The organism is Shewanella carassii (genome assembly GCF_002777975.1).
Classification (GTDB): domain Bacteria; phylum Pseudomonadota; class Gammaproteobacteria; order Enterobacterales; family Shewanellaceae; genus Shewanella; species Shewanella carassii.
This window is the reverse complement of record NZ_NGVS01000014.1, coordinates 234,690-247,101: the sequence shown is the minus strand read 5'-3', so window position 1 is coordinate 247,101 and position 12,412 is coordinate 234,690. Positions and strand designations below refer to the sequence as shown.

The following is a 12,412-nucleotide window of genomic DNA, read 5'->3' as shown; positions in this document are numbered from 1 at the left end:
CCCACTAATACAAGACACACCATAAAATCAACTATTGAAAGAGTTTTTTACAAACATTAGTATTGATTAGCTACAACAAGAAACATAAATAACAAGATAGAAACAAATTCATAGGGAGTTGGTATGTTAAAAGAGAAATTGTTAGCGAACGCCATTCGCTTTTCACTTTTTGCAGCAACGGGTTTTGCTTCTCTGGCAGTGGCCTCTCCGGCCATGGCGGAGGAACAAAATGAGCAGCAGATTGAAAAAATCCAGGTAACAGGCTCACGTATTCTGCGTGAGGGCGCGATAGCACCAAGCCCGGTTACCGTAATTTCGGGCGAGTCTCTGATTAAAACCGGGGCCGTCAACATAGGTGAAGCACTCAACGAACTGCCAGCTCTGGCAAACACTTACTCACTGGCCAACTCGGGAAGTTCTATCGGTACTGCCGGTCTGAACTTGTTGGATATGCGTGGCATGGGCGCTTCCAGGACTCTGGTACTGGTCGATGGCAAGCGTCATGTGGCCAGTAGCCCAGGTACTTCTTCTATTGACGTCAACACCATTCCAACCGAGTGGGTTGAGAGTGTTGAAATCATCACGGGGGGTGCTTCGGCCATTTATGGTGCCGATGCAGTTACCGGTGTTGTTAACTTCAAGATGAAGAAAAAGATCGAAGGACTGACAGCCTCAGCCGCCGCCGGTATTGCCGATGACAGCGACTATAATAACCAGCGCTTTAGCCTGGCCTATGGCTCCAACTTTGATAACGATCGCGGTAACGCCGCCATTTCGGTCGAATACGCTCAGCAAGACCGCCTAGAAATGCTTGATCGCGACCAGACCGCTATCTCATGGTCTTCACTGACCAACCCACCCGGTAGTGACACTTATAAGACCCTCTACCAGAATGCCGGTTACTGGGGTATCAGTAATGCAGGTACCGTTGGCTTCTATGGTGGCACCCCAGGTTTTTATACCTTCAAGCCAGATGGCACGCCGGTCGAAGTAGGAACAGGTGAGTTCACTAACGGTGTACTCTGTGCCGGTGAGGGCTGTGACTATATCAACCTGCGTCAGTGGGAAGAACTGCAGCCAGAGTTTGATCGTACCACCATCAACTTTAAGACTAACTATGACTTTACCGATAACCTGAACGGTTATTTTGAAGCCAAGTGGAGCCGAACCAATGCCACTACTTCAGGGCAGCCGGCGTTCTTCTTCTTCGATCCGGACAACACTCTGGTTACCCGTGATAACCCCTACATCTCTGATGAATTGGGTGCTTTGATGGACCAGGCCGGAGAAGGTTATGTCGTGGTTAACCGCTTTATGTCGGATCTGGGTCCCCGCACCGAAGATGATGAGCGTACCACCCAAAGGTATGTGATCGGTCTAAACGGCGTTGTACTGGAAGACTGGGAGATGGAAGCCTATGCCATCTATGGTCAGACAGAGCAGACCCGTACCAACTACAACAACTTGATCTATAAAAATTTCCAGCAGTCAGTCGATGCCATCCGCGATCCTGTCAGCGGCGAAATCGTCTGTCGTGACGCAGATGCCCAGGCCGCAGGTTGTGTGCCCGTCAATCTGTTTGGCGATGGTGCAGTAACCCGCGAAGCTGCCGACTGGTTCAGCACTACCACTGAAGGTACTGCTAAGATTGAGCAGTATGTAATCGGTGGCTCTATGTCCAACTCTGCTTTGTTTGAACTGCCTGCCGGTATGGTTGGTTTCGCTTCCGGTATCGAATACCGCAAGGAAAAGAGTAAGAGTAAAGAAGATCCATTTGCCGCCACCGGTGCCACCTTCTTCAACGCCCTGCAGAGTGAAGGCGGTGATTTCGATGTCAAAGAAATCTATGCCGAGATCTCTGTACCACTGCTGGAAGACCTGCCTGGTATCCAGAACCTGACAGTTGATGGTGCGGTCCGCTACGCCGACTACTCCACTATTGGCGATGCCACCAGCTGGAAGTTGGGTCTGGACTGGACCATCATAGATTCACTGCGTTTACGCTCGACTCTATCTACCGCTCTGCGTGCCCCTAACATTGGTGAATACTATGGTGCCCAAGGCCAGAACTTCTTCAGTGTTGACGATAGCTGTAAAGCCAGTGAGCTGTCGGGTCTGAGCCCGGATCAGCAGGCGATTCGTGCAGCCAACTGTGCCGCTCTCGGTATTCCGGCTGATTTCGATTCCAACTATGACAGCGCCACCCTCGAAGGGGTTTCCGGTGGTAATGACCAGTTGGAGCCTGAAGAGTCTGACAGCTACACAGTCGGTCTGGTTTATCAGCCTTCATTCGTTGAAGGTCTGGTGATGACAGTGGATTACTGGAACATTGAAATCACAGATGCTATCGCCAATATCTCTGCACAGAATATTATCGATCGCTGCGTGGATTCACCCACAGGTATCAACAACCAATACTGTGACTTGATCACCCGGGATGCCACCTCACACGAGATCACTAACATCACTCAGATTGTGCAGAACGTAGCCAAGCAGGAAGCCTCAGGGGTCGACTTTGAAGTCGGCTATGACTTCCCACTATTTGGCGGCGACCTGCGCACCAACCTGCTGGGTACCTATCTGATTGAACGCAACGAATATCCCTTCCAGGATGATGCGACCAATTATGAAGAGTATGCCGGCACTCTGGGTGAAGCACAGTGGCAAGGTCAGTTGGTGCTGAACTACAGTTATGATGCTTGGAACCTGAACTGGAAGACACGCTATCTGGACTCGGTAGATCTGTATACACCACAGTTCCGCGCCAACTATGACGTGCCTTACTCCAATGTCATGAGCTATGGTTCATACAGTGTTACAGACCTGTATGCCACCTATACCATGGACAATGGTCTGGAGTTCGGTCTCGGGATAGACAACGCATTCGACCGTGATCTGCCAGGCAGCACTACTGGTACAGGTGCAGGCAGTGCCAGCTATGACAACATAGGCCGCTTCTATTACCTGACTGTCAAATACGAGATGTAAGCATCTCTCATCCGAAAAAGCCCCTTAAGGGGCTTTTTTACTTTCTAGCGACTTTGCATTCTCACTGAGAGGGGAACACTCCGTTGCGGAATGGTATAATGTCCCAATCTGCATGCAATAAGGTCAACCCGTGTTCCACATCGCCCTCTATGAACCCGAAATCGCCCCCAATACCGGCAACATTATCCGTCTCTGCGCCAACAACGGCTGCGAGCTACACCTGATAGAACCTTTGGGTTTTGATCTGGAAGAGAAAAAACTGCGCCGGGCCGGGCTGGATTATGGCGATCTGACCCGAGTAAACCGTTACCCGGATTTCCCGCATTTTCTCGCGGCCATGGCGGGCAAACGCATTTTGGCTTGCACCACCAAGGGCAGCCGACCACATTCTGAACTCGAGTATCGGCAAGGGGATGTGCTCTTGTTTGGCCCCGAGACTCGCGGCCTGCCTCAGGAAATATTGCAGAGCATTGCTGCAGAGCACAGATTGAGGATCCCTATGGTGCCCTCCAGCCGCAGCCTGAACCTTTCCAATGCAGTGGCTATCATCAGCTATGAAGCATGGCGTCAACAGGGTTTCAGCGGCGCTAAATAAATCAGAGAGGTTGCAATGAGATGGCTCTGTAGGTTTGATAGCTATCCGAGTCCTCATCCAGATAATGCAAGTTCTGGCGCCAGAGCCAGCCGTCATTATCGGCTTCGAATAGCAGTTGGATCAGCGCCGGGCGTCCGCCGGACTGCCCTTCACCCAGCAGGGAAAATCCGCTGCCCTGATGGTAAAGAGTGAAGGATTGAAAGCGTTCTTCGGTCACACCGTCAAAGTACCAGAGCCCCACGCTGGGGTCTTGGTCTCTGAACCACCAGGTTTCACTCAGGGGATGGCGTGCCCCTTCACTGACGCTGAGTAACAACTGACGCTTGTCTTTACTGCAGATGGCATCCAGGCTGAGCTCCTTCGGTGTTTGTCCGCTTTGGGCGCCATCCCCCTGCCAATGGCCATTGAGCGCTTCACAGAATTGGCTAAAGGAGGCCTTGCCGGCCCAGGCGGGTTGCCAGGCCAAGGCCAGGGAAATAATAAACAGGCGTAGAAAATCAGAAGAGTTCGATATGGTTGCTGTTGTGCTTGAGATGTTCATCTTGATACTGGCTCAAAGCCTCGTGTAGTGGCATTCCCTGCAGCACAAGATCAAACATTTTGCGTTCACAGTCCAGCGAGTATGTCGACTTAATCGTACGCTGTAACATTTTCCAGGCATGTTCCGAGGTGCGGCCATGCTCATCACGCAAAACTTCTTCAGTCAGCGCCAGCCCGGTCACCACATGGTTGAGCCTTTGTGACAGACGATCATAGAACTGAAAAGCTATGATGCCTTCATTAACCTTACCGGCCAGATGGCGGCCATGATCGCGGATCTCGGCCGGAGTATTCTCCTGAGTTTCCAACCAAGCATTCACCTCACGCAATTGCTCCGCCATGTCGGTAAACAGGCTCCCTAGACCGGTGACATTGTGTTCACCGTCAGTCAGGGTCAACTCTATCTGGGCTATCGACAACAACAGGAGTTTTACCGTTTCCGAGATATGCAGCCATTGGGCCGAATCGAGTGAATCCAGAGTCGTGGGCGTTTCGAGCGGCTTGTTATCTGTCATGGGGATCTCTGTGGCTGAGTGGCAGGCATAAAGAAGTTTAGGACATAAAACGCCTTTTGCCTCTTACCTGGCGCGGTCGGCAAACGGCAACCCGATATCGTGACTATGTGTTAGTGCCCGGGGCGTTAGTACCCAGGAGCTTTTGAACTCCGCCAAATCCCACAGTCGAACCGCACCTGGAACAGAACAAAGTTTCCCGATAAACAAGCCGATAAATTTCTGTTTTCGTAGCAGATCTATTGCACAGTTTCTGCGACAATCAATGCCAATGCTGTTATTGCCGGAGATCTCATGCACAGACTCAAGAGCCGTATCATCAGAGAGTGGGATTTCAACCACAAAGGCTGGTTGCTGGAGGCCGCACGCTTCCTGGCACCGCAGCTATTGGCGCTGACGCTGTGGGACGAGTCAGAGCGTAAGCCGCTGCTGGCCATTTGGCCTACCGAGGCGGACTCCCCCAGCTTGCTGCTGGATCTCACTCAATTTAAGGGGCATCCCCAGGTCTGCTTCTGGCGTCAACAACTCACCTTGGTGGATGAAACCGGGCTCTGGATCTGGCAGTCGCTGGCAGAAGATCAGGCGCAGCACTATCCCTTTGCCAATCCGGATGTGCTTTCCATGACTGTGGAACAGCAACACTTCCACTTTCTGCCATTGCAGCTTTGCCCGCTGGATGACAATCAACTGCTGCTACGAATGAGTTCCCCCAATACCCGTAAGGGCCGAGCCATTTCCTGGTTATTTATCAAGGATGATCAGTGTCACTTGGTCAACAGATACAAGGAGCCGGACGAACCTGAGCTCACCGCCTTCAAGCCAGGCAGCCCACACTGGCTTGAAGAGATCCAGGTCTGTGACAGGCAGATTTTCTGCCTCTGTCAGGGGCAGTCTGCAGCGGACAGTCAAGAGACGATATTGGCAGAGTACAGATATGGCCTGCCGGACAGCCTCTTTGGCAAGCTTTCCAAAATGCTCGGCAGTGGTCAGGAAAAAGATCTGCTCTTGCAATCGTCTCGCCTTCTGGCGCCCGGCAGCGCCCGCTTCAGCCATTGTGGGCCACAGCTGTGGTTAAGAACCAAGGGCAACAATCGCTTCGAGTGCCATTCACTGACCGAGGAGCAAAGCGCCTTTGAACTGGCACTAACCCAGGTTCAAAGTCTCGGTGACATCAAACCGGCCAAGGCTCAGGTCAGCTTTATGGATGACAGGCTGTTTGTCGTTCACGACAAACGCAGACTGAACTTGTGTGAGGTTCAAGCCCCAAAGTAAAAGCGCGGATGCAGAATGATATAAAAAAAGCCACCTCAATTGAGGTGGCTTTATGATCCGGTTGCCCGGGTTAACCGCCGAAACCGACATCCTTGATATCGACCCGGGTCACTTCGCCATACTTGGCTGCTATCGGGGCTATCTTGTCGCCGCTGCCAATCAGCACCATCTGCAACTTATCCTTGGGGAAGTAGTTGTCGACCAACTGCTTGGTCTGCGCCAGAGTCAGTCCATCCACCCGTTGCTGGAATTGATTGATATAGGACTCATCAAAACCGTACAAGTACATGTCTGACAGCAGACCAGCCAACTGGCCACTGGTTTCAAACTTGGGCGGGAACTGGCCTTTGACGTAGGCCTTGGCCGAATCCAGAGTCTGCTGATCTATCCCTTTCTGCCACAGGCGACTGTAGGTCTTGAGTGCCAAGTCAATGGCTTCCTCTGTCGTAGCCGACTTGGTGAAAGTACTGATCATAAACACCCCTGAGTCACGATAGGGGACGAAACCCGAGCGCGCGCCATAGGTTAAACCGGCATTCACCCTCAGCTCATCGTTAAGCCAGGAGGTAAAACGGCCACCGAGTATGGTGTTGACCACAGTCAGGCCCACATAGTCAGGGTTATCCTGAGTCACACCCAGGCCACCTATGGTGAAGGTGGTCTCTATCGCGTCCGACTTATCCACCAGCAAGACTCGGCTAGCAGACAGAGTCGGCAGCCCCTGCTTGAGGTCGACGGCACGCAGCGATTCACTGTTGTTCCATTGACCGAATGCCGCCTGCAGCTTGGCCTTCATCTGCGCCGGGTCGAAATCGCCCACCACGCTGATAGCGGTATTGGCCGGTTGATAGTAGCCCTTGTGGAAGGCTCTCAGCTGGTTGACTGTCAACTGGGACACAGACTCGCTGGTTCCCGAAGTGGCATTGCCATAAGGATGCTGACCGAAGACCAACTTGTTGAAGTAGCGCCCAATCACGGACTTGGGACTCTCTTTCTCCTGCGCCAGCTCGGCGACTCTGCGGCTCTTGAGTTTATCAAACTCGGTGGCATCAAAGTCGGGACGGGTCAGCACATCGGCAAACAATCCCAGCATGGTATCGACATCTTTGGCCATAAAATCGGCACTGAGGTAACTGCCCTCACGGCCGGCATCGGCATTCAGACTGGCACCGAGAAAGTCCACCTCCTGCTCTATGCTGGCCTTGGTGCGACCGGCGGCGCCGAGCAACAAGCCCTGAGCCGTCACCTCTGCCACACCGGCTGTGGTGTCATTGACGCTGCCGACTTTCACCACGGCGTTCAGGGTGATCAACGGCACCTCTTTCTGCGGCATCAGCATCAGCGTCAGGCCGTTATCCAGAGTGACTCTTTCATATGTTGGCAGTACAAAGTGGCCGGTATCCTGGCTCACCTTCACCTGGGTAGACTGACAACCTGAAACCATCAAGGCTGCGGCAATGGCCACGGCGCCCAGAGAGGCCTTGAGAGAAAAAACCTTGCTCATTGATCCGCCTCCTCTTGTGCAGCCAGTACCCCCACAGTGCGGTTGGCCCGGCGCAGGTATGTTTCTGCCACCCTTTGAATGTCGGCCACTGTGACCTGGTTATAGGCATCCGGTGCCTGGAACAGCTTGTCGAAGCTACCGAAATAAAGTTCGTAGGTGCCCAGGGTATTGGCCTTGCCATTGATGGTTTCCATACTGCGATAGAAATCCATCAGCTTGATATTTTTGGCTTTTGCCAACTCTTCAGCCTTAACGCCGTCACGGGCAATACGGTTGACCTCTTCGATCAATGCCTGCTCCAGAGTGGTGGCGCTGACACCTGGGGCCGCCACCCCAAGGATGTACAACAGGTTGGGGTCAAAAGACATAGGCATATAAGTCTCGGCGGCAATCGCCAACTGCTTGTCCACCAAAGCCTTGTAGAGGCGCGAGCTGTTGCCTTCACTCAGAATCGAGGTCAGCAGATCCAGCGCATAATAGTCTTTATTGGTGGTGGCCGGTACGTGATAGGCCAGCATGATATTGGGCGTGCTGACAGACTCTTTCTTGACGAAGACCCGTCGTTCCCCTTTTTGCAACGGCTCGACTGTCTTCACCGCCTTGGGTGGCTCTTGCGCCGGGATAGGGCCAAAGTAACGCTGGGCCAGACGCTTGACCTCGGCCAGCTTAACGTCACCGGCAATCACCACCACCGCATTGTTGGGGGCATAGTAGGTCTTGTGATACTGCACCAGATCTTCCAAGGTCCAGGCTGCAATATCAGATTCATGGCCAATCACAGACCAGCTATAGGGATGCGCCCTGAAGGCCACACCTTTTACCTCTTCCTGCAGGGTACGCCAGTTGGAGTTTTCCAGCCCTGTGGTACGCTCGGAGGCAACTACGCCGCGCTCACTCTCTACCATCTCGGCATTGATATCCAGCGCCGCAATCCGATCGGCTTCCAGATCAAAAATGGTTTCCAGAGCATTGGAAGGGAACCAGTCGGTATAAACGGTCACGTTTTCAGTAGTGTAGGCGTTGTTGGCGCCACCGGCCGCTTCCATGGTGCGGTCAAACATCTTGGGGCCGTATTTCTTGGAGCCATTGAACATCATATGCTCGAAGAAGTGAGAGATCCCTGTGATCCCGGGCACCTCGTTGCGTGAGCCCACCTTCCAAAACAGATACATGTTGGCATTGGGAATGGACGAATCCTCCAACACCATGATTTTCATGCCGTTATTCAGGGTAAAACTCTGAATATCTTCGGCCGTGGTCGCCTGTGTTGTCGCCGCCCCAAGAAGGCTGGCTGACATCAGCAGGGCGGTCAGCGTACGCTTCATTGGGTCGCTCCTTGGCTGATTGCTGATTTCAAAAGATCCAATATCGGGTAAAAAAGCACTGCAAATCAAGTAACAAGTGTCACTGACTTAGCATATTTTGTAAGTAAAGGTGTGAACGGCTTTCACTTAGGGCTCTATCTGTTTTTGTTTCAGCTTCTTCATCTTAGGCGGTTCAATTTGACGTTCTTTGGCCGCCGCCTCTTTGGCTTCCTGCAGGTATTTCTGTTCCCGCTGCGCCCTCTCATCAAACTGTTGACTGGCCTTCAGCCTCTGCTCCTCCTGCCAATCACCGGATTGCTGGCGCTTGAGCACCTTTTGCTCCCGCTCGGCAGTTTCCTTGGTAGCGGCTCTGGCCTTTTCCAACTGTTCCTGTTCCAGGCGCCGGGCATCTTCACTGGCCTTTTCACTCAGCTGCGTCAAATCGGTGGCCGTCGTACCAAAGGCAAACCCCATTCCCAATAACAGCAGTAACCTCTTCATAAAATCCCTCAACTTAGAGAGTACAAAAATCCATCTTTCTAGGACTATCACACATTTTTTCACCAGTTTGACTGATAATAGACACTTTTAGCAACAAAACGACATTTTGATTGTTTGATTGAGCCACAAAGTAAAGCTGTTAAGTGTTAAAACCAAAGGAATGGAATAACAACTTCAAAAGGAAAGGATTCTCAGCAGAGAATGACAAGGGAGTATCCCGGATGATCCGATGGACACAACTGCTGCAGATGCTGGTGGCCGATGCAAAACTCGCCCCCCAACTGCAACTCTGGCATAGCGACCCACACGCGACACCTCTGGCACTGTTCAAGGGGAGCAAAGTTTTCGCCGCCAATCAGGCAGCCTTGAATTATTTCGCCTGTGTGGATCAGGAAATTCTCGATGCGACTCTCTATGACTTTGCTCCCAGACTGCAACTTGATGGGCAATGCAGCATAGAGCTGGCCCGAAAACTACTGCAGGCCGCCACGGAACAATCGCAAACTTGGGATTGGTTGCATCTCAATCGCCACGGCAAAGAGCTGCCCACCCGCCTCTATCTGGAGCCGGTCAGAATAGATAGTCACAAGATGATTCTGGTGCGTTTCGAATCCCTGGCGTCTCACGATAATACCAAGAGGGAAAACCAAGACATTTTCGGATTACTGCCTCGCAGCGTCTTGTCCGGGATCCTTGAAGAAAGTGCCGAAGCCGTTGTCATCAGTGATACCGCCGGGAAAATTCTTGCGGTCAATCGGGCGCTGTGCCGCCTCTGTGGCTTCAGCCAGACACACTTAATAGGGAAAAGTTTACAAGTCATTGAAACCGAGAATGATCCCAAACAGAGAGAGTGCCGCATGGCGCTGGCTCAAAGGGACTTCTGGCAAGGAGAGGTCCGTCACACCCGCGCGGATGGCAGTCATTTCCCGGCTTGGCAGAGCAGCCGCAAGTTGCAGACCGATTCTGGCAGTTATCTGGTCACCATCTTCAATGATATCAGCGAGCGTAAACAACTGGAGTCGCGCCTAACAGAACAGGCCATGTTCGATATGCTGACCGGACTCCCCAATCGCCGCCATTTGAAGCGTAAATTACGCAGCGCCATCAGTCATAGTCTAGAGCTAGGCAATCGCAACATCGGCGCCCTGATGTTTCTCGACCTCAACGGCTTTAAACACGTCAACGACAGTTTTGGCCATTCCATGGGCGACAGAATTCTGCAACTGGTTGCGGCCAGGCTGGAAGCCGGTTGCCTGGAGCGGGCAGATATTGCCCGCATGGGAGGCGATGAGTTCACCCTGATATTGCAAAACTGCCAGAATCGGGAGGAGATCTATCATTTTGCCCAACAGATACTGGCGCTGTTCGAAACACCGTTCGAACTGGAAGGACAAAAGTTCTACCTGGGTACCAGCATAGGTATCAGTATCTTTGGGGAACACGAGATAGAATCATCCGAGCTGTTGAGTCAAGCCGATACGGCCATGTACAGTGCCAAGCGCAGTGCCAGCCATATCAATTTCTACGACAGCTCCATGAGTGAAGCCGCCGAACATAAGCTCAAACTGCTCGGCGATCTGCGTCATGCCCTGGGATTGGGGCAACTATGCCTCTTTTACCAGCCCATAGTCAGGCTCAAAGACCATAGTATGGCGGGAGCGGAAGCCCTGCTGCGCTGGCAAAAAAATAAACATGAATTATTGGAGGCCGCCGACTTTGTCCCCCTGTTGGAGGAAACTGGGCTGATAGTCTCTATCGGTAACTGGGTGGTCGAGCAAGCCTGTCGGCAACTGGCGCTGTGGCGGCAACATGACAGCGACTTTGTTATCTCGGTCAATATCTCGCCGCTACAATTGGAACACTTGGACTTTTATCAGCAGGTAAAGTCGGCGCTGCAACGCCACCGACTACCCAGCGATGCACTGATTTTAGAGATCACCGAATCGGCTCTGCTGGGTCATCCACACCAGGCAAAACAAACCCTCAAACAGCTCAGAGCACTGGGCGTTAGAATTGTCCTCGATGATTTCGGAACCGGGCTGTCATCATTGAGTCGTCTGGGCAGCCTGCCCCTGGATGGCCTAAAAATAGCCGGTGAATTTGCCGAACAACTACAGCACCCCAAGGGTAAACGTCTGTGTCAGGCCATAGTGCAGCTGTCTCAGGCGCTGGAGCTTAACTTTGTTGCCGAGGGGATAGAAACGGCGCATCAAAATGATCTGGTAAGGCAGATGGGCGATGGGCTGGCGCAGGGATTCTTTTTCGGTTACCCCTTGCATCCTGAGCAATTCACCCTGGCCCATTTTCAACTGTAATAATTCCGGGTAAACCAGAGAGAAACAGGACTGTCGGCAACAGAAATCTTCTGCAACCACTCCCCTGCAAAAAGCGATTCGCCGACAGTCCCACTCCATCATCAGGGATGATGATGTGGGTTAATTAAAACCATAACGGCCTATAAATGTCGTGATCTATACAGAGTTTTCATCATAGGCCGCAGTTTTATTTCATTTCCTTAGAGATCAATCATCTATCTGGAATATCTTTCCCTTACCTTGGGTGGCATCCGCCGCAATCTCTGCTCAACCAACTCCGCCAGTAAGTCGTGCATCGGGGTCACATCCAGCCCGGGTTCCAGCTGAGACAATGCCACCGCCGCGGCCTCAAGCGTCGATAAACTATCGCTGCGGCTGGCCTTGCGTATGCGATACGCTGTCGGCGCCGCCAGCGGCAGATGTCTTTGGGGCAACGCCTGTAGCCAAGGATTAAGCCGAAACATCTTCAAGGTTTTGCGCCAGGTGCCATCCAGCAAAATTAGCCGCACCGTTTCAGATGCAACGGTAGCTGGCAGTGGCAGACTCTCATCAGAGGGATAGAGTAAGAAAGTCGGCAGGCTATCCCCGGTCAATTCGGCTCTCAGCGCAGCAAAATCCGCCTCGGTTTCGCCCACTATCACCCGGGCATCCGGCACAGCCAACTGCAACAGGCGCACACTGTTTTTGGCGTGATCCACCTCAGAAGGATGCTGCAATATCCACAGTTGGCTGCGGGGAAAAATGGCTGCTACGGCACCACAAACGCAGGCGGTTTGCGGATAACCACATTGTTCACAGTAAGCACGAGTCATGATTCCTCTCTCAAGGCCAATAGTTTCCAGACGGCATCAGGCGTGAGATGACCACAATACGGAGGCCGC

10 protein-coding genes are annotated in these 12,412 nt (G+C 52.5%); 4 read left to right on the top strand and 6 right to left on the bottom strand.

Features of this window, described 5'->3' with window-relative positions:
• The first annotated feature begins 123 nt into the window (after nt 1-123).
• Nucleotides 124-2,988: a TonB-dependent receptor plug domain-containing protein gene (locus CBE72_RS09745; RefSeq protein ID WP_100143361.1), complete on the top strand. Its 2,865-nt coding sequence runs from the start codon at nt 124-126 to the stop codon at nt 2,986-2,988.
• A gap of 130 nt (nt 2,989-3,118) precedes the next feature.
• Nucleotides 3,119-3,583 (top strand): tRNA (cytidine(34)-2'-O)-methyltransferase, encoded by a 465-nt coding sequence (locus CBE72_RS09740; RefSeq protein WP_100143360.1) that lies wholly within the window; start codon nt 3,119-3,121, stop codon nt 3,581-3,583.
• Between the two features lies 1 nt (nt 3,584).
• On the opposite strand, the gene CBE72_RS09735 is transcribed toward CBE72_RS09740, so the two are convergent.
• Together CBE72_RS09735 and CBE72_RS09730 are read right to left on the bottom strand one after the other, a co-directional pair.
• Nucleotides 3,585-4,124 carry a hypothetical protein gene (locus tag CBE72_RS09735; RefSeq protein ID WP_100143359.1) on the bottom strand — a complete coding sequence of 180 codons (540 nt, stop codon included), beginning with the start codon at nt 4,122-4,124 and terminating at the stop codon, nt 3,585-3,587.
• Nucleotides 4,081-4,638: a hypothetical protein gene (locus CBE72_RS09730; protein ID WP_100143358.1), complete on the bottom strand. Its 558-nt coding sequence runs from the start codon at nt 4,636-4,638 to the stop codon at nt 4,081-4,083. Before CBE72_RS09730 ends, CBE72_RS09735 begins: the two co-directional genes overlap by 44 nt.
• 291 nt (nt 4,639-4,929) lie before the next feature.
• On the opposite strand from CBE72_RS09730, the gene CBE72_RS09725 reads away from it, so the two are divergent.
• Complete coding sequence (locus tag CBE72_RS09725) at nt 4,930-5,907, top strand: hypothetical protein (protein WP_100143357.1); 978 nt, start codon at nt 4,930-4,932, stop codon at nt 5,905-5,907.
• Nucleotides 5,908-5,977: 70 nt separating this feature from the next.
• On the opposite strand, the gene CBE72_RS09720 is transcribed toward CBE72_RS09725, so the two are convergent.
• The 3 genes from CBE72_RS09720 to CBE72_RS09710 form a co-directional block, all read right to left on the bottom strand.
• On the bottom strand, nt 5,978-7,351 hold the full coding sequence (locus CBE72_RS09720) for a M16 family metallopeptidase (RefSeq protein ID WP_371873388.1): 1,374 nt from the start codon (nt 7,349-7,351) through the stop codon (nt 5,978-5,980).
• A 56-nt stretch (nt 7,352-7,407) separates the two neighbouring features.
• Nucleotides 7,408-8,736, bottom strand: a complete 1,329-nt coding sequence (locus CBE72_RS09715; RefSeq protein ID WP_100143356.1) for a M16 family metallopeptidase — start codon at nt 8,734-8,736, stop codon at nt 7,408-7,410.
• A 126-nt stretch (nt 8,737-8,862) separates the two neighbouring features.
• Entirely contained in the window at nt 8,863-9,216 is a 354-nt protein-coding gene (locus CBE72_RS09710) for a hypothetical protein (RefSeq protein WP_229671977.1), read from the bottom strand.
• Nucleotides 9,217-9,437: 221 nt separating this feature from the next.
• On the opposite strand from CBE72_RS09710, the gene CBE72_RS09705 reads away from it, so the two are divergent.
• Nucleotides 9,438-11,531, top strand: coding sequence for a putative bifunctional diguanylate cyclase/phosphodiesterase (locus CBE72_RS09705; protein ID WP_100143355.1), 2,094 nt, complete (start codon nt 9,438-9,440; stop codon nt 11,529-11,531).
• Nucleotides 11,532-11,746: 215 nt separating this feature from the next.
• On the opposite strand, the gene CBE72_RS09700 is transcribed toward CBE72_RS09705, so the two are convergent.
• Nucleotides 11,747-12,343: a tRNA-uridine aminocarboxypropyltransferase gene (locus CBE72_RS09700; RefSeq protein ID WP_100143354.1), complete on the bottom strand. Its 597-nt coding sequence runs from the start codon at nt 12,341-12,343 to the stop codon at nt 11,747-11,749.
• Nucleotides 12,344-12,412 lie beyond the last annotated feature (69 nt).

Bases quoted from the DNA above. Each gene is read 5' to 3' on its own strand.
- CBE72_RS09700 (WP_100143354.1), bottom strand. From the start codon at position 12,343: ATGACTCGTGCTTACTGTGAACAATGTGGTTATCCGCAAACCGCCTGC.
- CBE72_RS09730 (WP_100143358.1), bottom strand. From the start codon at position 4,638: ATGACAGATAACAAGCCGCTCGAAACGCCCACGACTCTGGATTCACTC.
- CBE72_RS09705 (WP_100143355.1), top strand. From the start codon at position 9,438: ATGATCCGATGGACACAACTGCTGCAGATGCTGGTGGCCGATGCAAAA.
- CBE72_RS09745 (WP_100143361.1), top strand. From the start codon at position 124: ATGTTAAAAGAGAAATTGTTAGCGAACGCCATTCGCTTTTCACTTTTT.
- CBE72_RS09715 (WP_100143356.1), bottom strand. From the start codon at position 8,736: ATGAAGCGTACGCTGACCGCCCTGCTGATGTCAGCCAGCCTTCTTGGG.
- CBE72_RS09710 (WP_229671977.1), bottom strand. From the start codon at position 9,216: ATGAAGAGGTTACTGCTGTTATTGGGAATGGGGTTTGCCTTTGGTACG.
- CBE72_RS09720 (WP_371873388.1), bottom strand. From the start codon at position 7,351: ATGGTTTCAGGTTGTCAGTCTACCCAGGTGAAGGTGAGCCAGGATACC.
- CBE72_RS09725 (WP_100143357.1), top strand. From the start codon at position 4,930: ATGCACAGACTCAAGAGCCGTATCATCAGAGAGTGGGATTTCAACCAC.
- CBE72_RS09735 (WP_100143359.1), bottom strand. From the start codon at position 4,124: ATGAACATCTCAAGCACAACAGCAACCATATCGAACTCTTCTGATTTT.